This window comes from Bradyrhizobium sp. CCGUVB4N (assembly GCF_024199945.1).
Classification (GTDB): Bacteria; Pseudomonadota; Alphaproteobacteria; order Rhizobiales; family Xanthobacteraceae; genus Bradyrhizobium.
The window spans coordinates 7,161,409-7,187,723 of record NZ_JANADP010000001.1; the positions used below are offsets into that span (position 1 = coordinate 7,161,409).

19 protein-coding genes are annotated in these 26,315 nt (G+C 63.6%); 10 read left to right on the forward strand and 9 right to left on the reverse strand.

What is annotated here, in order from left to right:
- Positions 1-13: 13 nt before the first annotated feature.
- Positions 14-1,867 carry an ATP-binding protein gene (locus tag NLM31_RS33270; RefSeq protein WP_254196314.1) on the forward strand — a complete coding sequence of 618 codons (1,854 nt, stop codon included), beginning with the start codon at positions 14-16 and terminating at the stop codon, positions 1,865-1,867.
- A gap of 19 nt (positions 1,868-1,886) precedes the next feature.
- Here the strand turns inward: NLM31_RS33270 and NLM31_RS33275 are convergent, their stop codons facing one another.
- Positions 1,887-2,912 (reverse strand): AraC family transcriptional regulator, encoded by a 1,026-nt coding sequence (locus NLM31_RS33275; protein ID WP_254196315.1) that lies wholly within the window; start codon positions 2,910-2,912, stop codon positions 1,887-1,889.
- Positions 2,913-3,097: 185 nt separating this feature from the next.
- On the opposite strand from NLM31_RS33275, the gene NLM31_RS33280 reads away from it, so the two are divergent.
- Together NLM31_RS33280 and NLM31_RS33285 are read left to right on the forward strand one after the other, a co-directional pair.
- Positions 3,098-3,547 (forward strand): cupin domain-containing protein, encoded by a 450-nt coding sequence (locus tag NLM31_RS33280; RefSeq protein ID WP_027529369.1) that lies wholly within the window; start codon positions 3,098-3,100, stop codon positions 3,545-3,547.
- Between the two features lie 108 nt (positions 3,548-3,655).
- Positions 3,656-5,149, forward strand: a complete 1,494-nt coding sequence (locus NLM31_RS33285) for an NAD(P)/FAD-dependent oxidoreductase (protein WP_254194999.1) — start codon at positions 3,656-3,658, stop codon at positions 5,147-5,149.
- Here NLM31_RS33285 and NLM31_RS33290 read toward each other — a convergent pair.
- On the reverse strand, positions 5,146-6,708 hold the full coding sequence (locus NLM31_RS33290) for a TadE/TadG family type IV pilus assembly protein (protein WP_254195000.1): 1,563 nt from the start codon (positions 6,706-6,708) through the stop codon (positions 5,146-5,148). The genes NLM31_RS33285 and NLM31_RS33290 overlap by 4 nt on opposite strands.
- Positions 6,709-7,031: 323 nt before the next feature.
- Here NLM31_RS33290 and NLM31_RS33295 point away from each other — a divergent pair, with 323 nt between their 5' ends.
- On the forward strand, positions 7,032-8,105 hold the full coding sequence (locus NLM31_RS33295) for a hypothetical protein (RefSeq protein ID WP_254195001.1): 1,074 nt from the start codon (positions 7,032-7,034) through the stop codon (positions 8,103-8,105).
- On the opposite strand, the gene NLM31_RS33300 is transcribed toward NLM31_RS33295, so the two are convergent.
- Both NLM31_RS33300 and NLM31_RS33305 read right to left on the reverse strand, forming a co-directional pair.
- On the reverse strand, positions 8,102-9,472 hold the full coding sequence (locus tag NLM31_RS33300) for a cytochrome-c peroxidase (protein WP_254195002.1): 1,371 nt from the start codon (positions 9,470-9,472) through the stop codon (positions 8,102-8,104). The two genes, NLM31_RS33295 and NLM31_RS33300, sit on opposite strands and share 4 nt — an antisense overlap.
- Before the next feature lie 17 nt (positions 9,473-9,489).
- Positions 9,490-11,190 carry an alkaline phosphatase family protein gene (locus NLM31_RS33305; RefSeq protein WP_254195003.1) on the reverse strand — a complete coding sequence of 567 codons (1,701 nt, stop codon included), beginning with the start codon at positions 11,188-11,190 and terminating at the stop codon, positions 9,490-9,492.
- A gap of 232 nt (positions 11,191-11,422) precedes the next feature.
- Here NLM31_RS33305 and NLM31_RS33310 point away from each other — a divergent pair, with 232 nt between their 5' ends.
- Complete coding sequence (locus tag NLM31_RS33310; RefSeq protein ID WP_254195004.1) at positions 11,423-12,598, forward strand: beta-propeller fold lactonase family protein; 1,176 nt, start codon at positions 11,423-11,425, stop codon at positions 12,596-12,598.
- 4 nt (positions 12,599-12,602) lie between these two features.
- On the opposite strand, the gene NLM31_RS33315 is transcribed toward NLM31_RS33310, so the two are convergent.
- Both NLM31_RS33315 and NLM31_RS33320 read right to left on the reverse strand, forming a co-directional pair.
- Entirely contained in the window at positions 12,603-13,856 is a 1,254-nt protein-coding gene (locus tag NLM31_RS33315; protein WP_254195005.1) for a S9 family peptidase, read from the reverse strand.
- A gap of 40 nt (positions 13,857-13,896) precedes the next feature.
- Positions 13,897-14,688 carry an ABC transporter substrate-binding protein gene (locus NLM31_RS33320; RefSeq protein WP_254195006.1) on the reverse strand — a complete coding sequence of 264 codons (792 nt, stop codon included), beginning with the start codon at positions 14,686-14,688 and terminating at the stop codon, positions 13,897-13,899.
- A 240-nt stretch (positions 14,689-14,928) separates the two neighbouring features.
- Here NLM31_RS33320 and NLM31_RS33325 point away from each other — a divergent pair, with 240 nt between their 5' ends.
- Both NLM31_RS33325 and NLM31_RS33330 read left to right on the forward strand, forming a co-directional pair.
- Positions 14,929-16,122 (forward strand): efflux RND transporter periplasmic adaptor subunit, encoded by a 1,194-nt coding sequence (locus NLM31_RS33325; RefSeq protein ID WP_254195007.1) that lies wholly within the window; start codon positions 14,929-14,931, stop codon positions 16,120-16,122.
- A gap of 10 nt (positions 16,123-16,132) precedes the next feature.
- The gene (locus NLM31_RS33330) at positions 16,133-19,291 is read left to right on the forward strand and encodes an efflux RND transporter permease subunit (protein ID WP_254195008.1); all 3,159 of its coding nucleotides are present in this window, start codon (positions 16,133-16,135) and stop codon (positions 19,289-19,291) included.
- Positions 19,292-19,470: 179 nt separating this feature from the next.
- Here NLM31_RS33330 and NLM31_RS33335 read toward each other — a convergent pair whose 3' ends face one another.
- Complete coding sequence (locus NLM31_RS33335; RefSeq protein ID WP_254195009.1) at positions 19,471-21,738, reverse strand: cation:proton antiporter; 2,268 nt, start codon at positions 21,736-21,738, stop codon at positions 19,471-19,473.
- Positions 21,739-22,023: 285 nt separating this feature from the next.
- Here NLM31_RS33335 and NLM31_RS33340 point away from each other — a divergent pair, with 285 nt between their 5' ends.
- A complete protein-coding gene (locus tag NLM31_RS33340; protein WP_254195010.1) occupies positions 22,024-23,814 on the forward strand; it encodes an adenylate/guanylate cyclase domain-containing protein in 1,791 nt (596 codons plus the stop codon).
- Between the two features lie 40 nt (positions 23,815-23,854).
- Here the strand turns inward: NLM31_RS33340 and NLM31_RS33345 are convergent, their stop codons facing one another.
- Entirely contained in the window at positions 23,855-24,289 is a 435-nt protein-coding gene (locus NLM31_RS33345) for a hypothetical protein (RefSeq protein WP_254195011.1), read from the reverse strand.
- On the opposite strand from NLM31_RS33345, the gene NLM31_RS33350 reads away from it, so the two are divergent.
- Together NLM31_RS33350 and NLM31_RS33355 are read left to right on the forward strand one after the other, a co-directional pair.
- Positions 24,288-24,773 carry a lipocalin-like domain-containing protein gene (locus NLM31_RS33350; RefSeq protein WP_254195012.1) on the forward strand — a complete coding sequence of 162 codons (486 nt, stop codon included), beginning with the start codon at positions 24,288-24,290 and terminating at the stop codon, positions 24,771-24,773. The genes NLM31_RS33345 and NLM31_RS33350 overlap by 2 nt on opposite strands.
- 100 nt (positions 24,774-24,873) lie before the next feature.
- Positions 24,874-25,125 (forward strand): aspartate/glutamate racemase family protein, encoded by a 252-nt coding sequence (locus NLM31_RS33355; RefSeq protein ID WP_254195013.1) that lies wholly within the window; start codon positions 24,874-24,876, stop codon positions 25,123-25,125.
- 9 nt (positions 25,126-25,134) lie between these two features.
- Here NLM31_RS33355 and NLM31_RS33360 read toward each other — a convergent pair whose 3' ends face one another.
- A complete protein-coding gene (locus NLM31_RS33360) occupies positions 25,135-26,307 on the reverse strand; it encodes an MFS transporter (RefSeq protein ID WP_254195014.1) in 1,173 nt (390 codons plus the stop codon).
- Positions 26,308-26,315 lie beyond the last annotated feature (8 nt).

A 26,315-nucleotide genomic window follows, 5' to 3' on the forward strand; every position in this document is an offset into this window, starting at 1 on the left:
CGTTGGTAAGACCATGAAACTCAGGGGGCTTCTGACACTCGCGATGGCCGCGCAGGTAGTCGTGACCGCCGCGGCTCTCCTCGTCTCTTATGCCGTGGCCGGCCCGGGGTTCGGCGTTGCGGAGATCCTTGCCCTGCTCGCAAGCGGCGCCGTCGCGCTGCTGATCGCCCGGCTCTGCACGCGCACGATCGAGACGGCTCAGGACAAGCGCATGGCCGCACAACTGGCCGAGCAGGCGCAGTCGAGCGCGCAGATGACCCAGGCCGTCATCAAGACTGCGCTGGATGCTTTCGTCCAGACCGACGCGAACGGGATCATCCTGGAATGGAGCATTCAGGCCGAGGCGCTGACCGGATGGACGCGCGAGGAGGCGCTCGGCACTGACGTCGTCAATCTCCTCATCGCCGAGCCGCTCCGCGACGGTTTCAGGCAACGCATGATGCGCCTTCTGCCGGAGCTCTCGCATACGCCGATCGGCATCCGGTTCGAGGCGACCCTGCTGCACCGGGAAGGCGACGAGATCCTGATCGAGGCGTCGAGCACCACGCTCCAGCTCGGCGGACGCACCGTCATCAATAATTTCGTCAAGGACATCACCCAGAAGCGCGCCGCCGAGGAACAGCTGATCCAGGCGCAGAAGATGGAAGCGGTCGGCCAGCTCACCGGCGGCATCGCCCATGAATTCAACAACATGCTCACGGTGATCACGGGCACGATCGAGATCCTCGCCGATGCCGTGAAGGACAACCCGCCGCTCGCCACCATCACCAAGCTGATCAGCGAGGCAGCCGATCGCGGTGCCGCACTGACCTCGAGCCTGCTGTCCTTTGCGCGCAAGCAGGCGCTGCAGCCGGCCGATATCGACGTCAACGACCTGCTCGAAGAGCTCGCCAAGCTGATGCTGGCGACCTTCGACAAGAAGATCGAGATCGTGAAGAGGCTCGACGGCACCATCTGGCTCGCCTTCGCCGACCGCGGGCAGCTCTCCTCGGCGCTGCTCAACCTCGCGATCAACGCCCGCGACGCAATGCCTGAAGGCGGCAGGCTGACGCTGACGACGCGCAACGTGGTGTTCGGCGTGCGCGAGGCCGTCGCGGTCGGCGCCGGCTATGCCGGCGACTATGTCGAGATCCAGATTGCCGACACCGGCACAGGCATTCCGCAGGCGATCCTCGAACGCATCTTCGATCCGTTCTTCTCGACCAAGGAGGTCGGCAAGGGCACGGGCCTCGGGCTCAGCATGGTGTTCGGCTTCGTCAAGCAGTCGGGCGGCGGCATCAAGGTCAGATCGGAAGAAGGCGGCGGCACGACATTCACGATCTACCTGCCGAAGGCCGAGACAAGCGTGCTTCGCCCGACCGGCTATGACGAGCGCAAGATCGTGGGCGGGACGGAGACCATCCTGTGCGTCGAGGACGACCGCGATGTCCGTCACTACGTCACGGTCCAGCTCGAAAGCCTCGGCTACAAGGTCATTCCGGCCACCAACGCAGCCGACGCCCTCGCCATCGCGGCGGAGGGTACGTCCTTCGATCTGCTCTTCACCGATATCGTGATGGCCGGCGCCTTGAATGGACGGGAGCTCGCCGACGAGATGGTGGCTGCGCGCCCCTCCTTGCGGGTGCTGTTCACGTCGGGTTATGCCCACGACTCCCCGCATGGGCTGGGACAGGCCACCATGGGTGCGCCGCTTCTGACAAAACCCTACCGCAAGGCCGAGCTCGCCCGCATGCTGCGCCGCTCGCTCGATACCGCCGTCGATGCGGCAGGCGACCCGATCCCGACGCCCTATTCGGTGCAGGCCGAGGTCGAAGGGTTCTTGCGCAAGCAGGAGACCGACGAGAGCGCGACGCGATCGCGAAAATGAACCTTGCCGGCGCCGCTCGCTAGCTCATCCGCCGTCGCAGCGTTGCCGACGGCGTCTCGCCGAATTTTTCGCGGTACGCTCCGGCCATGCGGCCGAGATGCGTGAAGCCGAGATCGAAAGCGATGTCGGTGATGGAAACATCCGGCGAAGCCTGCGCGAGCCTCGCATGAAGACCGGCAAGACGCATATCGAGCAGCATCTCCGAGATCGACACACCGAAATGACGGCGGAAGCCGAGCTGGAGCGCGCGGATGCCGATGCCGGACGCGGCCGCCAGCTGCGCGAGATCGAGCGGCTCGCCGGCATTTTCCGCAAGATGGTCCCGTGCGGCGCGGAGTGCGCGCGGCAGGCGCTCGGCCTGTCCCGAGAACGTCCTGATCGCATCCGACAGGCCATGCCGCTGGCCATTGAGGAGGCGATCGAGCAGCACCTCACGCCAATCAGCCATCGCAACTGGGGAAAGCCGGCCAGACCGTCCGAGCCGCTCGGCGAGCCTCATCAGCTCGGCAAGGCTCGTTTGCAGCTGGCGGCCGGACGGCGCGTTCAGGTCGATCACGGGATCGAACTCGACCGCGCCGGCCGCCCTGCCCGACAGCGCCGCGGCGCGCTGCTCAACCATGCGACGGTCCAGCAGCAAAATCGCTTGCGCACAGTCGCGCCACGTCATCCGGGTCGGGACCGTCGGCGACAGCAGCGACGCCGTCCGGTCCGGCGCGGCGTCGAAGCCACCGGCCCCCGCACAAATGTGGGCGGTGCCCGTGAGCGGGATCTGGACCAGGAAGAAGCGGTCGAGGCACCCCGGATCGATGCTGACAGTCCCACCATAGGCAACGTAGTTGATGGAAAAGCCGTCGAACGCCGCGCAATTGTGCCGCGCCGAAAATCCGGAAGCGCGGGCCTGCGCCGGCTTGAGATCGTGCGGACAGAAGATGCGCCCGATCTGCTCGGCCGCCTCGTCGACATCATCGGTGGTGACGCGAGCGAAGCCCGCCAGCCGTTCGGCTACGGGCGTTGTCGTGCTCATTTCCTGCACGGCTGCGGACATCATCGACCACGCTTCGCGTCACGGAATTGCTTTAAGCCTATAATAGTTCCGCGGACGCGAAAAGGGCCGCGTCGCAGAATCGTCGTGCTGCATGGCAACAGCCGCGACGGATTCGTTTAGCGGATAGACAGCCGCCCGGGCGTGGCCGAAGCTCCATCCTGGCCGGAATCCAACAGGAGGCGAGCATGACTGCACTCGAAAAGGGCATTACCGCAAACGGTACGGGCTATGGCGGCAAGACCTGGAACATCCTGGGTCAGGTCTATTTCCCCAAGGCCGTCACCGAGTCCACTTTCGCATTCGAGACCAACAGCGACCCCGGCCAGTTCGTGCCGGTGCACATCCATCCGACCCAGGACGAGTTCATCCTGGTGCAGGAAGGGACCCTCGATCTCAAGCTCGACGGCAAATGGGTCAAGGCCCATGCCGGTGATCTCGTGCGCATGCCACGCGGCATTCCGCACGGCTATTTCAACAAGTCCGACAAGCCGTGCCGCGCGTTGTTCTGGGTCTCGCCGATGCAGAAGCTGGAGGCGCTGTTCAACCAGCTCCACAATCTGACCGACCCGGCCGAGGTCGTGCGCATCTCGGCGCTGCATGAGGTCGACTTCCTGCCGCCCGAGGCCAACGACTAGGCGTCAGGCGCTCCTCGTCCACTTTCATCCGCTTGCTGGTCCGCCGGCCGCACCTTGCGGCCGAACGAGATCGCTTGCGCGCGAAACCCATTGATTGCGAGCCATCCCATGGTCAGCCCAAAGCATGTCTGCGTGATCGGCGCCGGCGTCTCCGGCCTCGCCACAGCAAAAGCGTTCTCCGCCCGCGGCCACCGCGTCACCATCGTCGAGCGTAGCGCCGATCTCGGCGGCGTCTGGGAGCCGGCGCGCTCCTATCCGGAGGTGCAGACGCAAAGCCCCAAGGATCTCTACCGCTACACGGATCGCGCCATGCCGGACTCCTATCCGGAATGGCCGACCGGGCCGCAGGTCCACGCCTATCTCGCCGACTACGCGAAAAGCTTCGGTCTCGACCGCATGCTGCGCCTCAACACTGGCGCGGCCGGCATGGCGCGGCGCACCGACGGCAGACCGGGCTGGACGCTCGCGCTAGCGGGCAAGGACGGCGCCACCACGAACGAGGATTTCGATTTCGTCGCGGTGTGCACCGGGCAGTTCAACGAGCCGCGCGAGCTGCATTGCCCCGGCGAGGACGGCTTTCTGGCGCAGGGCGGACAGATCCTGCACTCGTCGAAATACAGCGATCCCACGCTGGCCAAAGGACGCCGCGTCGTCGTGCTCGGCGGATCGAAGTCGGCGACCGACATCGCGGTGAACGCGGTGAAATCAGGCGCACGCGAGGTCACCATCGTGATGCGCGAGCCGGTCTGGCGCATCCCCTATTTCATCGGCGGGCTCGTGAACTTCAAGCGCATCCTCTACATCCGCGCGCAGGAGGAGATGTTTCCGGGCTGGGGCATCGGCGCGATGTCGCGGCTGGCGTACCGCATCGCCGCGCCCCTGATCTGGGCAAACTGGCGCGGGCTCGAGAGCCTGTTGAAGGCGCAGCTCAAGCTCAACAAGTGCAGGATGGTGCCGAAGGAGCGGATCGAGGATGGCGTCAACTGCTCGGTACCGATCGCAACACCCGGCTTCTACCCGATGGTCGCAGATGGCCGGATCAAGGCCGTGTTCGGCAGCTTCGACCGCTACGAAGGCGACACCATTGTGATGAGCGGCGGCGAGCGCATCAGCGCCGACATCGCCGTGCTCGCGATCGGCTACAAGCTCGGCGTACCCTTCCTGCCGGATGCCTATCAGCAAAAGCTGGTCGATGCGGACGGGCAGTACCGGCTCTACCGCCTGATCGCCAACCCTGACCTGCCCGACCTCGGCTTCGTCGGCTTCAACTCGTCGTTCTGCACCGTGCTCTGCGCCGATCTCGCCGCGAACTGGCTGGTGCGCTATGCCGACGGGCAACTCGCCAGGCAGCCGACGGCGCAGCAGATGCGCGACAACATCGAGATGATGCTGCACTTCAAACGCGTTGAGCGGCCGGCCGCCGGCGTCTATGGCGGCTTGTGCGTCGCGCCTTATCACTACCGCCATTTCGACGAGTTGATGGCCGACATCGGCACCAAGACGCAGAAGCGCGGCGGGCTCGCCGGACACTTCCTGCCGCCCGACGCGGGCGCCTATGCAAAATTCCTGTCGTCGGCGCCGGAGTACCGGGCGGCGGGTTAGTTGGTGATGCGGGCTTCCTGCACCGCATGATTGAACATCGCGTTCAACGCCGCCGTGATGTCGGCCGGCGTATTCGCGGTGTAGAAGAAGCCCGGCGAGGCGCAGTTCTGCAGGCTCGCCGGAATGTTCGGGATGTTCCAGTTGGCATAGTCGTCCTCGTCCCCGGCGAAGGACGTGTTGACCGGATTGATCTTCTGATAGGGAATGTAGAGCACGGAGATGATGACGCCGCGGTTCTTCAGCGGCGTACACGACGTGGCCGGATCAATCGTCGTGGCATGGTTGCTGCCCGACCATGAGCCGTTCGGAACGCCCTTCACCTGCGGATCCTGCGCACCATCGGTCACGAGGAAGACGTAGGGCAGCGTGTTGTTCCACGCACTGCCGTCGCCCACGCTCGTGATCAACGTGTTCACGCTCGACAGCGCCGTGTCGATATGCGTGCCACCCGACCCGAGATTCGTATTCATGTTGGTATCAAGCAAGGTCGCGAGGTTCGCGGCCGCATAGTTGATCGTCGAGGAATTGGTCGTCGACCCGTTGATGCTGCTGGTCAGCGGGAAGTACGAATAGAGATAACGGATGAAGGGATAGAGGCCGATGCGAAACTGGTTCGCCACTTTCTCGGTATTGTTCGCCGTGACGAACAGCTGATTCACCGCGTAGCCGACGGCGTCCAGTCGCAACTGAATGCAGGAATCGGTTCCGTCAGTCGGACAGTTCGCCACCGTCGCGAGGTTGGAGTAGAGCGAGTTCGGCAATCCGGAGACGATCGACGACGGCAACTGAACTCCCATGGGGTTGCTGGTCTTTGTCTGCAGCAGGCCTCTGTACCCGCTCTGGCTGACGCGCGAGATCGCATAGCCCAGGCAGTAATTGTTGGTGGGATAGCCCTGCGTCCCCGAATCCGTGCAGGCGCTGTTCTGCGGCGAGAAATGGCAGGCCAGCGTGCAGCCCGTCGGGTACTGCCGGTAGTTGTCGGGATTGATCGACTGCATACGCTGGGCTTCCGCCGTGGTCGAGGGCAGACCCATCGAGCCCGAGACGTCCAGCGTCAGGTAGAAGTCGAGATACAGCGGCAGCGTGGTGGTCGAGGACGAGCTGCCGGTCACGGTCAGCTTCCTGTAGCCGAGAAGCTGCATGAAGGTGACAGGCACATCCGCGCTGAACTGCACGTTCGAGACGAGCTTGTTACCGGTCTTGGTGACCGTGCTTGTCACACCGAGATTGGTGTAGCTGCCGGAGAACGTCGCAGCATTTCCGTTGAAGACGTTGTTCGCTTCCGTGACGCCGGCGCCAACGGATCCATTCGACGTCATCGCCATCGCCGCGTTGTAGCCGGCCGAGTTCACTGAGATCGACGCCACGCCCGCCGAATCCGCCGAACCCTGCAGCTTGGCCTTGATGCGCGTTGCCATGCTGTAGTCGATGGCGCATCCGATCGAGGCGATCAGCGGCACCAGTGCGATCGCAAACATGGCGGCAACGTTGCCTCTGGAGTCGCGCTTCAATCGCGAGACGAGCCGGGCTACATGGTGGATCGTTCCGGGAATTGCCATTGCCAAGCCCTCGCCCGACTCTTTGTTTGATCAATCACTAAGAGGAATTTCTGGAAGCGAAACCGACGCCAGGAACCAACGCACGGGTCGCGCATCGCTCCTGATGAGACGGAGCATTCTGCAGATGCCGCGCTACTTAATCGTAAAGTTCTCTTGCGAATCGCAGGTGCGTTTTGTCAGCTTCCTGTCAGCCTGACGGATTGATCCGTTTTTCTACGGAGTCTCGGCGCAACGCGGACCGATCAGGAGTTGCGCCTCGCCAAGCTGCACCTTGATGCTTACGCTCGCAGCAGCGAACGAATCGACCGACCCGGGAGCCCGCGATGCGACCACAACGCCAGGCAGCCGCGGCCATCGCGGCGCTCACCCTCTTCCTCGCAACGCCTGTCGCCGGCAGAGCGCAAACGCTCACGGCAACGCAATCAGACGCGCAAGCCGCCTACGATCGCGCGCTCGGCGATTTCAAATCGATCCTTGGCGAGCGCCGCCGCCAGATCGAGGCGAAGCAGCCGCTGCCCAACCTACCCGGCCAGGCCTTGTATCTTGCGCGCGTCGCAATGATCAGCGCTTACAAGGATCTCACCGACGCCGTGCCGTCGCGGATCGGCAAGCCGAACAAGTTCGGGATTCCGCCAGCCTATTTCGATGCCGCGATCGAGCCGCTGGTCGACGAATACGCTGACATCTTCGAGGTCATGGAGGCGCCGCCCGCGAACGCACAGAACTCGGCAACGCCGTTCAAGGACGTCATCGATCTCGGGGCTGCGATTGCGCGTGCCAAGGGGCTTTCGCCTGCGGACGCCAGCGCAGCCGGCCTCATCAGTCTGGGGCTGTTCTATGCCGAGACCAACGGCAAGCAGAACGTCCGCAATGCGCGCTCGAACACCTACATGGGCAGCCTGCAGACCGGCCCGTCCGAGGACCGCAACGGCCAGCGCAAATGGGAGGCCATCAAGGGCACGATCGCGGCCGCCGACCCCGCATTGAACGCGCGCGACGACAAGGAAGAGGCGCGGTCCCGCGGCACTGATCGCCGCTTCAACCACTGGACCAATGTGCGCGACGGCCTCATGAACGCGCATGCAGAGCTGTTTGCCGAAATCCCGGCGATCGTGAAGACGTTGCCCGATCCGATCGAGCAGATGAAGCTGTTCGAACTGATCCAGATCATCCCGACCCCGACGCGCTCGGCACTGAGGTCGGGCGACCTGCTGAACTACCGGGTGTCAGATCCCACCATCATGAAGCACCTGCGCAACAATAGCATCTTCGCCTTCGGCAGGACCGACCGCGCGCGAAGTTCGGCCAGCTTCCGCGAGATTCTGGGCGCGATGTGGCTGTTCAAGCGGAAATTCGACAAGGCGATGGTGAAATACGCGGAGATCAGGCCGCGCTAGGGGCGCGCTGTGCCGGACACACCCTGGTTCTCCGCCTTGTAGCCGTCCGTCAGCGTCTTCAGGAAGGCGATGATGTCGGTCATGTCCTGATCCGTCATTGCCGGCTTGTCGCCGAGGTGACGATCGAAAGGCGGATCCGTCACGTCGACATTGGCGTGATATTTTTGCGGAATGTCGTCGTATTTCTGCACCGTGCCGTCGGCCGCGCGCCGAAACACTTTCTCCGGATTGGTGTCGCGGAAATTGTAGAAATCCATCACCTGCTCGAGGGTGGAGAAGACGCCGTTGTGGAAGAAGGCGTGACGCGTCGCGGTGTTGCGCAGCGTCGGCGTCAGGAACATGCCGCAATACTGCGTCTGCTCGGAAATGTCGGTCCGATGCGGACCGCAGACGCCGAGATCGAAATAGCCGGAATCCTTGTTGCCCGCGAGCGCGGCATTCCGTGGCGCACCGAGCGCCTCATATTGGTGATCGGTAAACATCGGCGGCAAGCCATCGCGGGTCGGCGCCGAGGTATGGCAGCCGGCGCAGTTCGCCTTGTCGGGGTCGTTGAACAATTGCAGGCCGCGCAATTCGCCCTCGGACAACCGCGCCTTGCCCTCGAGCCAATAGTCGTACTTGCTGGTGTAGGGATGGAAGCTCGGCTCTTCGACCTGGTAGCGCGCAACCGCGAACATCGCCTCCGCAATCAGCAGCCGCTGGTTTCTCAGCACGCCGGCGCCGAACAGCTCGACGAAGCGGCTGGCATAGGGCGCACGGCGCAGCTTGTCGGCCACGATCTCCGCGCTGCCGCCATCCATCTCGTTGGCGTCGAGCAGCGGAAACAGCGCCTGGTCCTGCAACGTGTCGGCGCGGCCGTCCCAGAACAGGCCGCCCTGCGGCACGATATTCGCCGATGCGCCGGAACCACCCGCAGTCTTGGTCGTGCGCGCGGCCTGCTGGCCGAGTGCGGCCATCTGCGCGAGGGGGATGATGTTGTCGTCGTCGCCCTTGTCGGGGCCGATGCTGAAATTCGGCTGGCGATCGAGATAGGTCAGCGACGGCACTGCGCGTGCGCCTTGCCGCGACAGATTGGCACCGCCGAGCATCACCGGGCCGTCATTGGGCGGGCCGTAGGCGCGATCCGGACTGTGACAGGATGCGCAGGACAGCGAGCCGGATGACGACAGCGAGGCGTCGTAGAAGATCTCTTTGCCGAGCAGGGCCATTGCGGACAACGGGGCGACGGGCGGACGCATCAGGCGAACCGGGTTCGGATTCGTGCCCGGCTGGTTTGCCTCTGCAAGTCCTTGCGTCCCGGCCGCAAAGACGGCGCCGGCCAGAGCGAGCAGGCCGGCGCCGAGGAGCCACAAAGTGCGGCTGTTCATTATGATGTCCCGCTGGACTAGTGGTGGTGGTGGTGCTCGTCCGGCGGGCTGACCATCACCGTACCCGTGGTCGGATCGAGGAACAGCGCGTCGGTGCGGAAATCATGGCTGTGATCCTGGTCGAAGTCGAACAGGTCCATCAGCGATCCGCTGGTCGCATCGAACGAGCCGCCCCCGAGACGCTCACCGCGCAGCCAATTGTCCTCAATGAAGCGAACCACCGAAGCCTGGGTCGTGTAGGTGTGGCTGACATAGTTGGTCTTGGCGTAGGGCGAGACCACGATCAGGGGCACGCGGGTGCCCGGGCCACAGCGACCGTTGACCGGCTTGCCGCTGAGACCGTTCGGCGCCGGCTGCTTGTTGGCGCCGAGGCCGCACAGGCCCGGACCGTTCACCTGGTCGGCGGTCGAGTCATAAGAGGCGGTCTTCGGCGGCATGTACTGATGGTCATACCAGCCGTCCGAGTCGTCATAGGTGATGATGACGGCGGTCTCGCGCCATTCCGGCTGCTTCTGCAGGAAGTTGATCAGCTCGACATTGCCGGCCTGCTCGTCGAGCGGGTCGGAGTTGCCGGCGTGACCGTCCTGGAAGGCAGGCATCTTGACATAGGAGACGGCCGGGAAATTGCCGGCCTTGATCGCGGCATAGAGGTCTTCGAGGTCGTAGTTGTGGTTGGCGGGATCGACCTTGCCGTTGAAGTCATGGGTATGGCCGATCGCGTGCACCGAGCTCGGCCGCGCATGGGTCGGGTTGGCCGTGGACGCATGATACTGGAAGAAGGCGTGGTGCGGGATGTAGTCGACGATGGTGCCGTTGACGTTGGTCGAGAACGTGCTGCGGGCGCAACCGGTGGTGCCGTTGGCGTTCTTGAGGGTCAGGTCGAAGCCGCCCATGAAGCTGCCCCAGCTGATGCGCTCATCAGTGAGCAGGTTGCCGATGTTCTTGCCGCCCATCAGCATGGTGCTGGTCGTGCTCGAGCAGGCATCGTTGCCGGGATCGGTGTCACCGGTCAGGGTGAGGCCGCCCTGGCCGTCCGCGATCGACGCCGTGGTGCCGATGACCGGCTGCACGCCGTTGGTCTGGCCGCCGACCACTTCCAGCATGCCCGGCGTCGACGGACCGAAGGTGTCGGTCCAGTTGTTGTCGCTCATGGCGAAGTGCTGGGCGTAGTTCCAGAATGCGGTGGTGGTGTTGCCGTCGAAATAGCCCATCACCTGGCCGTTGGTGCCGAACGCGCCGGCACCGCCGGCGGTGCCGCGGCCGGTGAATTTCGGGAACAGGTCTTCCTTGCCGTTGTCGACGGCCTGCTGTTCGGGCGTATAAGCGTGGTTCTGCGAGCGCGTGTTGGCCTGGGTGCGGTCAAGGCGGAACGGGTCCGTCGCGCCGGTGCCGTTGGCCGGATTGTTGTTCGGGTTATTCACCAGCAGATTGGCGTTGGCGAGGTTGTTGACCCGGGGCGTATGCGGCTTCGGCACAAACGGGATCGAGCCCGAGGGATTGGCCGCGTTCGGATAGGTCGCGAAATAATGGTCGAACGAGCGGTTCTCGTTGAAGATGATCACGAGATGCTTGATCGGGGTTTCCGTATGAATCTCATGCGGATGGCGATGATCGCGGTCGTGATCGCGACCAAAATCTTCTGCGAGCACCGGAACGCTGCACGCAAGAGTCGTCGCGGCCGCGAACATCGCAGCCGTCGTCAAAAATTTGGATTTCATTTTTGTTCGCCCTGAAGGAATGACGGGGCAACCCTAGCGATCACATTTGACAGAGCTGTGTCAGTTTGACGCAAGAGACACTTTGCGCAGTTGTTGGGACAAAGAAATTCACAGGCCCGCGCATCGGCGATTATTCCCCGCCTGGAATAAAAAATCGCTGCGCCGGAATTGTTGCGAACCCGCTTTGGTTGCATTTAGTTTTGTCGAACAAAAACAATCCTGCGGGGGAAACATGAGAGCCACTCGTCGCACGCGCCTGGGCCGTGTTGCATCTACCATCGCCGCAAGCGCTGTCACTGGCCTGGCGAGTTTCACCGTCCATGCCGAAATCCTCGTCACGGCCAATGACGGCAAGATGGTGCTGGAGAACGGCAACGCCGTGGTGCGCAAGCAGCCTCTGCCCGACACGGTCAGCATCATCGATTTCACCGATGGGATGCTCAAACTTCTGGCTGAAGTGCCGGCTCCCGCAAGCGTCGTCGGCCCGCCGCCGAGCGTCGCGGTCGCGCCCGATGGTTCCTTTGCGCTGGTCACGGGCGCGATGAAGGTCGACCCGACGGATGCGACCAAGACGGCGCCGGACGACAAGCTCAGCGTGATCGACCTGAAATCCCCACAGCCAAAAGTGCTGGCGACACTGCAGGCCGGCGCCGGTGCGGCCGGCGTGTCGATCAACCGTACAGCGACCCTGGCGCTGGTCGCGAACCGGAGCGAAGGCACGGTCTCGGTCTTCACCATCAGCGGCAGCACGCTGACGCCGGCAGGCAAAATCCAGCTCGGGGATGCAAAATCAGGTCCGAGCCACGCCGTCTTCTCCCATGACGGCACGACCGCGCTGGTCACCCGCGACGGCGACAGCCGAACCTCGCTGCTGACGGTGGACGGCAACAAGGTCGAGTACGCCAAGCGCGACCTCTATTCCGGCGTACGTCCCTACGACATCGATCTCACTGGGAGCGCCACCGCCATCATCGGCAACGTCGGAGCCAGCGGCGGCGACGCCGATACGATCAGTGTGATCGACATGAATGCGAAGCCGATCCGCGTCGTCACCACGGTCAGCGTGGGGCAGACCCCCGAGGGCGTGAAGATGTCGCCGGACGGCAGTTACGTCGCCGTCACCGTCATGAACGGCTCGAACAAGCCTTCCGCTTCGCCCTTCTTCAACGATTTCGGCCTGCTGAAGGTCTACAAGATTACCGGCACCGAGCTTGCGCCAGTGGCGGAAGCGAAGATCGGCCATTGGTGCCAGGGCATGGTGTGGTCGAAGGACTCCAAGTTTGTCGTGGCCCAGTGCATGGTCGAGAGCGAGCTGATCGCGTTCTCGTTCGATGGCAAGGCGCTGACCAAGACATCGACGCTCAAGATGCAGGTGAGTCCCGCCGGCATCCGCACGGCCGAGCCGTAAGGGCTCATCGATCGAGCGAGATGAGATACTGGTCGGCGACTGCACGCCAGCGATCGGGATAAAGCCGCAGCAAATGGCCGTCGCCGGGGATGCCGTGCAACAGCTCAAAGCGCGCATTGCCGCCGGCGGCGGCGAATGCCTGCTGATACTCGCGGATCAGATCTTCCTTGTAGAGGCGATCGTTGTCGGCATAGAGCCAGAGCTGCTTGACGTTGGCGCCCGCGCCGCGGCCGGCGCTCGCGTAATATGGCGTGGTCACCGGTCCGTACGGGTACCAGCCGCCGCAGAAGTTCACCACGCCCATCACCTCGCCCGGCTTGAGGCCCGCATAGTGCATGGCGAGGAAGCCGCCGCGCGACTGGCCGGCGAGCAGCACCTTGCCCGGCTTGACGCCAGGAAGCGCGCGGCCATAGGCGATCGCGGATGCGAGATCCTCGACGGCCTCAGCGACACCGGCCGAAACATCGATCAAGCTGCCGTCGTGATCGCGTCCGAACGTTTCCTCGCCGTTGATACCCTCGGAGCTGCCGCGTCCGCGGCGCATCAGCGCCAGCACCGCGAATCCGTTGTCACGCAGCCAATGCGCTTCGGTCGAGAAAGACCAGGATCTCAGCTGATTGCGACCGACGTCGGATCCATGGGTGAAGATCGCGAGCGGTGCGGGCCCCGGCCCCGTCGGCGGATAGAACGTGCCCTCGAGCGTGATCGGCCGTGTGCCATCAGGCGTGCGGACCGTGAGGTGTGGAATCCGGACACGCTCGCCGGGCCACGGCCAGTCGTTTGGCCGATCGCCTGCAGCAAGACGCGCCGGATCGGTGCGGACCAGCGCGCCGGAGGTGACGACGCCATTCTTGAGCGTGGCCGTCATGTACAATCGATCGGGGCCATCGAAGGCATAGCGGAAGATGCGGAACCCCGTCATGGTCAGCACGCCGTCCACGACCGTCGCCTGGTCGCGCCACCATTCGCGATTCATGCCGTTGAAGGCCGAGTCCGACCGGGCAAAGACGAGGTCGGCATGCCCGTCAGCCCGGACGCGCTCGACCACGAGGATGTGCCGGTCGTCTTGCCAGGTCCCGATCCATGCGCCCTGGAATCGGGCGATCTCGGGCGGTACGTCGGATGCCGGCGGCTCCATGTCGAACCGCGGCGGCAACGGGACGACGGTCTCGGGATCGACCGTCAGCGGTTGGGCCTGGGCACTTTGCATCATCAAGACCAGCGACACCATCGCGGCTGCAATCCAACGTCCAAGCATGTGCGCCCAGTCGAAACTCGATGTGGCCGAAAGGATGAATCTATTCGGTGCGGATCGGCGAGTCCTTCAGGCCGTTATCATCATAGGCCTTGCGCAAGGTGCCGTTCGTCACGGCCTCGGTCATGAACTTGGTGACGAACGCCAAGGCCTGACTATGGCCGAGCGGGACCGCAACGGCTGTCACCGTCTTCTTGAACGTTTCGTCCAGCACCCTGGTCCCCGGAAGCTTCTGCGCCATCTTGTTGAGTTGATCGCGCGAGAGCGCGAAGGCATCGACCTCGCCGGATTTCAACAGGCCAAAGATTTCGTCATAGGTCTGATAACCCGTAACCTTCGCGTTCTTCAGATGCGCAATGGCGCCGCGCATCGTGGTGGTGGCGTTGACGGCCGCGACCTTGATGCCGGGCTGGTCGAGCGTGGCGAAATTGGTGACGCTCGAACCGGCCTTGACGATATAGGTGGCGTCGGCGACTTCGTAGATCGGGCCGAACATCATCCTGGTCTCGCGTTCGGGATCTTTCGGCAACCAGGTGACGTCCCAGCTGCCCTTGCCGGCCGCGTCGGTGATCTGCCCGGAATTCTGGTACACGACATATTCGACGGGGATGCCGATTTGCGCCGCCATGTCCTTGCCGAGATCGACGGGTACGCCCGCATAGCCGGCTTCAGTCTTGGTCGACCAGAACGCGCCGCCCGCCGGGCTGATCGCGATCGCGACCCGCAGCTTGCCGGTCGGCGCGATCTCGTCTTTCAGGCCGTCGGCTAGCGCGGGCATGGCGACCACGGCGGCAAGAGCGAGGCCGGCCCAGGCCGACCGGAATGGCGTTGGCATGTCATTGTCTCCTCGCGTTTCTTCTTGTGCTGTCCGCTTCATTTCGCCCGCCTCGCGCCGGTCGCGCGGCCTTTGACACAATTCTGGCCGATCATCCGCTCCTTGAAAAGCGGCATCTCATGACAAACTTCAAGTCCGTTTGCGGTGCAAGGCCTGTGACCACCATGGCTATGGTGGTTCCACGGCCGGGCTTTTGTTGGTAGCCTGCTGCACCGACAGACAGCCATCGGGGGCCACCGAATGACGCGCGCGACTCTCGCTTCTCCCGCACGAGCCGACGGACAATGGCGGCGTATCGGCCTTCTACCCGTCGCGATCGCGGCCACAGTTGCGCTGGCCGGCTGCGAGGACAAGAACACCTTCGTGGCGCCGCCGCCGCCGAAGGTGGACGTCGCGACGCCGATCCAACGTGCGGTCACGCGCTATGTCGAGGCCACCGGCAACACCGCGCCGATCAAGAGCGTCGATCTCGTCGCCCGCGTGCAAGGATTCCTGCAATCGATCGACTACACCGACGGCACCTTCGTCAAGCAGGGCACCCAGCTGTTCACGATCGAGCCGGAGACCTACAAGCTGAAGCTCGACCAGGCGCAGGCGGCCGAGGCCGGTGCGCAGGCCTCGCTCAAGCAGGCTGAAGCCGATTTCAAGCGGCAGGTCGATCTCGTTCAGCGCCAGGCGGTCTCGCAGGCCACCCTCGACACGTCGACGTCGACCCGAGACAACGCCCAGGCCAGCCTCCAGCAGGCCCAGGCCAACACCAGGATCGCCGAGCTCAACTACAGTTACACCAAGGTAAGCGCGCCGTTCGACGGCATCGTCAGCGCACATCTGGTCTCGATCGGCGAGCTTGTCGGCGCCTCCTCGCCAACCCAGCTCGCCACCATCGTCGCGATGGACCCGATCTGGGTGAACTTCACGGTCAACGAGCAGGACGTGCTGCGGATCCGCGCCGAAGCGCAGCGACGGGGGCTGACCGTCGCCGACCTCAAGCAATTGCCGATCCAGGTGGGCCTCCAGACCGAGACCGGCTATCCGCATGAAGGCCACCTCGACTACGTCTCGCCGACCCTCAATACGTCGACGGGCACGCTCGCGGTGCGCGGCGTCGTGCCTAACGACAAGCGGGTGCTGCTGCCCGGCTATTTCGTCCGCGTCCGCGTGCCCTTCGACCAGGACAAGAACGCCCTCCTCGTCCCCGACACCTCGCTCGGCAGCGACCAGAGCGGGCGCTATCTGCTGGTGGTCAACAAGGACAATGTGGTCGAGCAGCGCAAGGTGCAGATCGGCGCCGCCGACAACGGCCTGCGCGTGATCGAGAGCGGCCTGAAGCCGGACGACCGCGTGGTCATTTCCGGACTTCTGCGCGTGATCCCGGGCCAGAAGATCGACCCGCAGCAGACCAAGATCGAGCAGCCGCAGGCCTCGAACCAGTGAGGCGCCTGTCATGATCTCAAAATTCTTCATCGAGCGGCCGGTCCTCTCGAACGTCATCGCGCTCCTGATGATCCTGATCGGCGGCGTCGCGCTGTTCAACCTCGCGATCGCGCAATATCCGGACGTGGTGCCGCCGACGGTGCAGGTGACCACGCGCTATCCCGGCGCCAGCGCCAAGACCGTGATCGACACGGTTGCCCTGCCGATCGAGCAGCAGGTCAACGGCGTCGAGGACATGCTCTACATGCAGTCCTACAGCGGCTCCGACGGCACCTATACGCTGACGGTGACTTTCAAGATCGGCACCGACCTCAACTTCGCGCAGGTGCTGGTGCAGAACCGCGTCTCCAGCGCGCTGTCGCAACTGCCGTCGTCCGTGCAGAACCAGGGCGTCACCGTCCAGAAGAAGTCGACCTCGATTCTGCTGTTCGTGACGCTGACCTCACCGGACTCCCGGTTCGACAGCCTCTACCTGAGCAACTACGCCACCATCAATCTGCGCGACGAGCTGTCACGTTTGCCCGGCGTCGGCAACGTCACGGTGTTCGGCGCCGGCCAGTATTCGATGCGGATCTGGCTCGATCCGAACAAGCTGCAGGCGCGCGCATTGGTGCCGCAGGACGTGATCCAGGCGATCCAGCAGCAGAGCCAGCAGGTCTCGGCCGGCCAGGTCGGCGCACCGCCGACGCCGCCGGGACAGGCGTTCCAGTACACGCTCAATGTCAACGGAAGGCTCGACGACACCACGCAGTTCGAGAACATCATCGTCAAGACGGGCACGAGCGGCGACGTCACGCGCGTGCGCGACGTCGGCTGGGTCGAACTGGGTGCGCAGACCTACAGCCAGATCTTCTCGCTCAACAAGCAACCAGCCACCGGCATCGGCGTGTTCCAGTCGCCCGGCGCCAACGCGCTCGAGGTCGAGCAGGCCGTCGAGAGGAAGATGACGGAGCTCGCCAAGCGTTTCCCGGAAGGCATCAAATACGACACGCCGTTCGATACCACCAAGTTCGTCAATGCCTCGGTGCACGAGGTTTACATGACGCTGATCGAGGCCGGCCTGCTGGTGCTGGTCGTCATCCTGGTGTTCCTGCAGGACTGGCGCGCGATGCTGGTGCCGGCGACGACCGTGCCGGTGACCATCATCGGCGCTTTCGCCGCGATGGCGGCGCTCGGCTTCACCATCAACATGTCGACGCTGTTTGCGATCGTTCTCGCGATCGGCATCGTCGTCGACGACGCCATCGTCGTGGTGGAAGGTGCGGCCCACAATATCGAGCAGGGCATGAACGGCCACGACGCCGCGATCAAGGCAATGGACCAGCTGTTCGCGCCGATCGTCGGCATCACGCTGGTGCTGATCTCGGTGTTCTTGCCGGCCTCTTTCCTCGCCGGCCTCACCGGACGCATCTATTCGCAATTCGCGCTGGTGATCGCGGCGACTGCGCTTTTGTCTGCCATCAACGCGGCGACGCTGAAGCCGACGCAATGTGCGCTCTGGCTACGGCCGGCGGTGCCGCCGGAGCAGCGCAATTTCTTCTACCGCGGCTTCAACGCCGTCTACGACCGCGTCGAACGAGGCTACACCCGACTGATCGCCTTCCTGGTCGGACACGCCACAGCGTCGGTGGCGGTCGCATTGGTCCTGATCGGGATCGGCGGCTACGGCCTGTCGCGGGTGCCGACCGGCTTCCTTCCGATCGAGGACCAGGGCTATCTGATCGCCGCCGTGCAGCTGCCGGACGGCGCCTCGCTGGAGCGAACCCAGAAGGTGCTCGACCGCGCCGCCGATATCATCAAGGACACGCCGGGCGTCGCCCAGGTGATCACCATTGCCGGCATCTCCGCGCTCGACAGCAGCGCGAGCCTTGCCAATGCCGGCGTCGCCTACATCATCCTGAAGGACTGGGATGCGCGCAAAGGCCCCGGTGAGGATTTGCGCTCGCTGGTCTACGGCCTGAACGACAAGGTCGGGACCATCATGGAGGCGCGTACGCTCGTGCTGCCGCCGCCGCCCATTCAAGGCATCGGCAACGCCGCGGGCTTCTCGATGCAGGTCGAGCTGCGCGACGGCAACAGCGACTTCGCCAAGCTGCAGGCCATCACCGGCGCGATGGTCAGTAACGCCCAGAGCCAGAGCGCGCTGCAGCGCGTCTCCTCATCGTTCCGCTCGGCGGTGCCGCAATTCAACGTCGAGATCGATCGCGTCAAGACGCAGACCTTGCACGTGACCACGGACGCGGTGTTCGCGGCGCTGTCGACCTATCTGGGTTCGTCCTACGTCAACCAGTTCAACAAGTTCGGTCGCGTGTTCCAGGTCTACACGCAGGCCGATCCGGCGTTCCGCGTCACCGAGCGCGACATCGCCAACATGCAGGTGCGCAACCAGAACGGCGACATGATCCCGATCGGCACGGTCGCCACCATCACGCCGGTCACGGGACCGTCGCTGATCAGCCTCTACAATCTCTATCCGTCCTCGACCATCGTCGGCCTGCCGGCGCAGGGTTATTCATCCGGCCAGTCGCTGAAGCTGATGGAAGAGATCGGCGACAAGACGCTCCCGCCGGGCACCGGCTTTGAATGGACGGCGATGTCCTATCAGGAGAAGGCGGTCGGTAACCAAATCTACTGGGTGTTCGGGCTCGCCATGCTGCTGGTCTATCTCGTGCTCGCCGGCCAGTATGAGAGCTGGTACTCGCCGATCTCGGTGATCCTCGCGGTGCCGCTGTCGCTGATCGGGCCGATGCTGGTCCTCAACGGCCTGAACATCGACAACAACCTGTATTGCCAGATCGGCCTGATCCTGCTGATCGCGCTGTCGGCCAAGAACGCGATCCTGATCGTCGAGGTCGGGCTCGAGCTGCACGGCCGCGACGGCAAGCCGGTACTGGAATCCGCGATCGAGGCGGCGCGTGCCCGCTTCCGCCCGATCCTGATGACGTCGTTTGCCTTCATCCTCGGCATGGTACCGCTGGTGATCGCGACCGGCGCCGGCGCCAGCGCGCGCAAGTCGATCGGCATCACGGCGTTCTCGGGCATGCTGGCCTCGACCTGCCTCGCGGTGCTGTTCGTGCCGACCTTCTTCGTGGTGGTGCAGCGCTTCGAGAACTGGCTCGGGTCGCGGAAGGCGCCGAAGGCGCAGCCGGCGGCGAAGGTGAAGCCCTAGGCGGCTTCGACGACAACGCGAAAACAACCCCATGCACAGTAGGGATGGGGTTGAAACGGCGCGAGACAATTCGGTATCACCGAAATTGCTTGCTCCGTCGGGCAAAACACCGGCATAGTGGCATCGTCGGTGGTGCGGGTGACCTGCGTTGCCCCACCCCTCCGTCATTGCAGGCGCAGCTAATCTTTCTCGCTTGGCGCCCGGCGCGCCTCGCCGCTCGACACCAGAAGCACCGAGACCTTCGACTGCCGCAGCACGGCGTCGGCGACGCCGCCGAAGGAGAGATGATCGGCCTGAATTCGGTCGACGCCCATGACGACGAGATCGACGTCGGTGGTGTCGATTTCGCGGAGGATCGCCGCCTCCGGCGCCCGGTTCACGCGCAGCGTGGTCGTGATGTCGACATCGTAGCGGGCGGCGAGATCGCTCGCGTCCTTCAGGATGCCCGCCTCCTGGCTGAGACCGCGAGACGCACCGCGCTGCGCGCCCTTGTCCCGCGTCGTCGCGACATAGATCACCCGCATCGAGCCTGATCCGGCTTGCGTCAATGCGACCGCGACCTCGGCGCCGCGCCTTGAGACGCTGCTGCCGGAGACCGGGACGAGGATGTTGAGTCCTTCGGGCATCGGCTGCTTCAAATGCTTGCCCTTGGCTGCTGCGATCGCGAGCGGCCCCTCGAATTTTGCGGCGATGTCCTCGATCTTGCGGTCGAAGCGGTCCTTGCTCGCGGCGACCTTGTCGACACCGACGACGAGAAGATCAAAGCCCTTGCGCGCCTCATCCGCAATCGTCTCGCCGAGCTCGGCGCGACGCGCACGGGTCACGACATCGACGCTGCCGGCATCGCCGTCGCCATGGGCGGACACCGTTTCGGCCGCCTTCTTCACGACGGCTTCGTGGCTCTCCTCTTCGTCGCGGATCTTTTCCTGGTCCTTGGCGCGTTTACCGATATGCAGCACGGTAATCGGCAGGCCACGCATGCCGGCGATCAGGCCGATGATGTGTGATGCGAAGGTGGCGTTGACGCTCTCGTCAACGGCAAGCAAAGGGCGTTCGAGATTGGCAACGAAGCCGCGCTTCTCGAACTCTTCCCGCTCCAGCCGCTCCTTCTCGTCCTTGTTCATCGGCAGCCTGGCGAGCGCCGCGCGCAGCATCGGCGGCATCGCCATCGTGGTCACGATCGCCATCGTCACGATCATCGTGAACAGGTTCTGGCTGAGCACGCCGATCGACAGACCGATGGTCGCGATGATGACCTCGGTCGAGCCGCGCGCATTCATCCCGCTCGCAAGTGCCAGCGACTCCCGCGTGCTCAACCCGCCGACGGTGCCGCCGACAAAGGCGCCGCCGAACTTACCGACACTGGCAATCACGACCAGCAATCCGGTGAGCATCAAAAGACCGGGATCGCGCAGCACCGACAGATCGGCGCTGAGGCCGGCGAGGCCGAAGAACACCGGCATGAAGAAGCTGGAGATCAGCCCGCGCAGGCGCTCATCGATCTGCCGCGTCAGGATCGGTGACTCCCCGACCAGGATGCCGGCGACGAATGCGCCGAGCACGGTGTGGACGCCGATCGCGTGCGTGATCAGCGCCATCACGCCCATCAACAACAGGATCACCGTGATGACCGCCGCCGTGCTGACGAGATTGTCGTTGGCCCAGCGGATCAGGTGAAACACCAGCCGGCGGCCGATGGTGAAGCTGACGGCGAGGAAGGCAAGCGTCCCCAGCACCGCCTTCGCCACCGAGGCGACGTCCAACGTGCCCTGCGAGGCCAGGCTGAAGATGACCGCGATGATGATCCAGCCGATGGTGTCGTCGATCACGGCGGTCGCGACGATGATCTGGCCGACGTTGCGGCGCATGAAGTTCATCTCGCGCACGACCACGGCGACGATCTTCACCGAGGAGATCGACAGCGCCGTGCCCATGAACAGCGAGGCGACCAGGCGCTGCTCGGGCTTCGGCAGCAGCGCATCGGGCAGGAATTCGCCGAGCGCAAAGCCGCAGGCAAAGGGCACCAGGATTCCGGCGATCGAGATTGCGATCGCAGCCTTGCCGACCTTCCTGACCAGCTTGAGATCAGTCTCCATGCCTGTGAGCAACAGCAACAGCAGAATGCCGACCTGCGCGATGCCGTCGAGCATCGCCTTCTGCTCCGGCGTCTTGGGAAAGATCGCGGCTTGCGCCTCCGGCCAGATCCAGCCGAACAGCGACGGCCCGAGGATGATGCCGGCGAGCAGCTCGCCGATTACCGAGGGCTGGCCGATCCGCTGCATGATCTCGCCGAGGCCGCGGCCGACGGCGATCAGCAGCACGATCTGCGTCACCAGCAGGAATTCGGAAGGACCAGCCGATTTGCCGCCCTCGGCGCTCGCCGCAATGGTGGTGAGGACAAGCGCCGCGGGGACAAGGCCGACCGGTCGGAGCAGGCTCCACTGCATGCAGGCATCTTCCCCCGTTTGGGCTCTCGGCGAAGTGCCGAGACCACCGGGGATAGAACCCGCGGGAGGTGGACGGGGTTCCCGCTACTCGAAGGGGCGAAGACGGGATTAGCGAAACGACCATGCACCGCAGGGCCGCTGCCAACAAAACCGAGGAGTCCGCTTCGCTCCCGATAGACACCCTTGCCAGCCCAGCAAATGACGCGAAGGGCCAAAAAGAGACATCGGCCAAGTAGGCATCCGAGCAGCTCTATCGTATAACTCGGCCTTGCGAGGACCAGTGCCATGGTTCAAGACCGCCCAGCCCGGATCGAGCGCAGGTTGTCGGCGATATTGGCCGCCGATGTCGCTGGCTACTCGCGGCTCATGCACCAGAACGAAGAGGCCACGCATACCAGACTGACGGCGCTCCTCGCGGACGGGATCATGCCCGCGGTCTCCGAGCACGGTGGTCGCATCGTCAAAAACACCGGCGACGGGTTCCTGGCAGAGTTTCCAAGCGCGGTCGAGGCGGTTCGGGCTGCCGTACAGTTCCAGACCCGCGTCAAGGAGCTTACAGGCGCTGAGTCGGAAAACAGCCGTATTGCTTTTCGTGTTGGCATCAATGTCGGCGACGTGATTGTCGAGCCGCATGACATTTTCGGCGACGGTGTAAACATTGCGGCACGGCTCGAGAGTATCGCAGAGCCTGGCGGCATCTGCATCTCGTCTTCTGCATACGACCATGTGCGCGGCAAGGTCAGCGCCGAGTTCATTGATCTAGGCGAGAAAAATCTCAAGAACATCCGCAGCGCGGTCCGGGTCTATGCAGTTGTCCAGGCAAGACCCGGTCCGACGACCCAGGTTGAGGGCGCGAGGCCAGGCCCGCTGCCGCCGCCTCGTCTTTCCATCGTTGTACTGCCGTTCGTCAATCTAAGTGGTGATCGTGAGCAGGACTATTTCGTCGACGGTGTCACCGAGAGTGTGACTACAGACTTGTCACGCATCAGCGGTTCATTTGTTATCGCAGGGACCAGCGCCGTCTCATACAAGGGTAGAGCAGTCGATGTGCGACAGGTCGGCCGCGAATTGAACGTTCGCTACGTGCTCGAAGGCTCAGTACAACGCAGCGGCAAGCGGCTTCGGATGAACGTGCAGTTGATCGATGCTGACAGCGGCCAGCATCTTTGGGCCGAGCGCTTCGAGAAGCCTGTCGTCGACCTGTTCGATATGCAGGACGAAATCGTATCGAGGCTCGCCAATACATTAGGGGCCCAGCTCATCGAGGCCGAGGCGCGACGAGCCGAGCGTACGCTGCATCCCGATGCGATGGACTTGTACTTCCAGGGCCGGGCCTGGTTGATGAAGGGGTTTAGCCCTGAATGCGTAACACAAGCGCGTGGCTTCTTCGAGCGCTCTTTGGTGCTCGATCCTCGCAACGTCGAAGCAATGATCGGCCTGGCAGGTGTTGATACGGCAGTTGCAACCAGCTTTACGACGGATGATGGGCCTGCGCGGTTTGCAGCGGCCGAGGCGATGGTGAACAAGGCATTGTCGATCAGGCCGAACCGTACTTCGGCCCACTTGGCTCGGGGTTACGTCCAGATCTTTACGAACAGGGCCGACCAAGGCATCCGTGAATTCGAGTATGCGCTGGCGCTGAATCCAAATGCGGCCAACGCTCATGCTGCCCTTGGGCTCGCCAAATTCTGTGCGGGTCGCGCTGCCGAAACCGAAGGCCATATACGCGATGCTTTACGTCTGTCCCCTCGCGACGTTGAAACCTATCAATGGACGTGTTTTGTAGGCGTGGCCAAGCTGCAGCTTGGTTTGGACGCCGAAGCCGTGAGTTGGCTACGACGAAGCACTGAGGCGAACCGCAACTTTCCCCTTGCTCATGTGTCGCTCGCCGCTTCGTTGGGCTTGACCGGCGCGCTCGATGAGGCGCGAACCGCTGCAGGAACAGGACTTGCGCTCAACTCTGGTTTCACCATTCGTCGCTTCATGGCTGCTCAACAAAGCGACAATCCGATTTACCGTGCTGGGCTCGAGCGCTTCTGTGAAGGCTTGCGCCTCGCTGGCGTACCGGAGGGATGATATCTACCGGAGTGGACGAAGCTCTCTGGTTGAAGGGCGATCATAATGTCCGCCGGCACTGCGATGAGAGGGGTTCCTTTTGCGCCGCCGGCGGTGTTTCCTCTGCACGGCGGAGAACGGGCATGCAGGGATCGCTGGGGGAAAAGATCGGTGAAGGCGCCTTTCCGAACTCGCGCCAGAAATTGTCGACAATCCGGAGCGGCCGCGCGCAACCAATGCGGCCGCGCAATCCGAATACGCGCGGTTCGCTGGCATGTCGCTCGCGGAACTGATGGCGGCCATGAAGCCAAATTTGCCTATCGTTCGCACCTTCGTCGTCCTCGGCAACGTGGCGCCTGCCTTGCGGGAGCGGCTGATCCAGCGCATCGAAGAAGGGCTGGCGAGGCCACCGCCCGAGGTCCTCGTAAGTTTTGATCGCCCAAGCTATCTTGGTCATTTTCGAAGCCCGACTTTGCCACTCATGGGAGAACAGCATGGCGCGTCTCGTTGCCTTATTGGTTGCCTTCCATTGCTATTTTCAGTCTGGACTTGTGTTCGCGGACGATGCATCGAAACTGCTGGTCGGAAGTTGGAAACTGACCTCATGGACCATTCGAATTGTCGGTGGCGACGCAACCGAACCATTTGGTTCCAATCCGAAAGGTAGGGCACTTCTCACGTCGGACGGATACGCGGCCTTTATTATTGTCGGAGCAAACCGCAAGCCCGCAACAAACAACGACGACAGTGCGGCACTGCTAAAGTCATTGCTTCTCTACTCCGGCAAATTCTTCATAGACGGAGACAAATTCACGACCAAGGTCGACATATCTGGCAACGAGCTACTCACCGGGCAGGATCAGGTGAGGTTTTTCAAGTTGGAGGGCGACCGGTTGAGCATCCGAACGGCCGAACAAGTCAGCTCTGTATATGTCGGCAAGAAAGTCGTCGGCACTCTGACCTGGGAACGCGAACGCTGAAGGTCTGCTCTGGGTCAGTTGCGTCGTTCGGATCGTCAAGGACGTCCGGCCTTCCCTTAACAGCGGACGAGACCGCCGCTGACGCAATTTCAGGGAGGCGATGCGCGCGATCCGTCTCGTCAAGGCAGGACGTACGGACGAAGCCGCGGGCATCCTTGGCAGGGAAGCAGAAGCGCTCGCCGTCAGGGGCAGTTCGCACGTTGCGATGGCCTGCACGGAAATTGCGCTGGCGCTGGCCGCCCTCAACAACGATCTGGGCGCGGCCTTGCTGGACCCGACCGACCTGCTGGCACGGGCCTGCGTCAGATCATGCCTCGCCGCGCCGCAGGACCCGGTGCGGGAGCTTGCGTAGCAAGCCCCCTCACGCCGCCACCGGCGTCCGGATCTCGCGCGGGAGGATGATCGCCGCCGCAATCGCCAGCAGGCACAGGCCCGCAAACGCGTGCAGCATGGTGACGAAACCACCCTGCTCGTAGAGCCAGGCGACCAGGCCCACCGACGCGCCCGCCGCGGTGAAGCCGATGAAATAGCGCACGGCATAGGCGCGCGAGCGCCATTCTTCGGATGTGTATTTGCCGACCATGGCGTCGTTGACCGTGACCTGTCCGAACGCGCCCATGACGATGCCGATCGACACCAATATCAGCGGCAGATTGGACAGGCTGGCTGCGAGATAGAGAAACGGCGCAAGCATGAAGGACAGCGGCAAGGCCACCGTCTTCAGCGAATAACGATCCAGCAGTCGGCCGATCGTGTACTGCGTCATGGCACCGAACACGTAGACGCAGGCCGCGATGACGCCGAGCAACGCCGGGCTCTTGGTCAGGTCGGCGAGCCGCTCCGCGAACAGTTTCGGCAGTGCGACGGTGACGGCGTTGAAGGTGGTCGAGATCGCGATCACGACGATGAGCAGCGACAGCACCACGCGCCACATGTCCTGCTTGGCGACGCGGGCTTGGGCGGCCGCCTGCTTCGAACCCTTGCGGTCCTCGTGCACGACCAGCATCGCAAAGGCGATGCCGATCAGGATGGTGACGATGCCGGGGACGATGAAGGCGAAACGCCAGCCGAGATACTGGCCGATCACGCCGGTGACCAGCGCCGACGAAGCGACGCCGAGATTGCCCCAGACGCCGTTGATGCCCATCTCGCGGCCGAGCCGCTCGGCATAGGACACGATCATCGCGGTGCCGACGGGGTGATAGATCGAGGCGAAGATGCCGATCGCGAGCAGCGCGGCGCCGAGTTGCACGGGGGTCTGCACAAAGCCGACCGAGATCATGGAAGCGCCGATGCCGATGAAGAAGATCAACATCATGTGGCGGCGGCTCCAGCGGTCCCCGAGCCAGCCCGTGAGCAGCGAGCCGGCGCCGAAGGCGATGAAACCGGGGGTCGCGTAGGGAAGCAGTTCCGAATAGGCCATGCCGAGCGCCGGCCCCATGATGATCACGGCGGCGGCGAAGATCAACATCGCATAATGGTCGATGAAATGACCGGCGTTGACGAAACTGATGACCCGGCTGGGGCTGTTCATTCGGAATC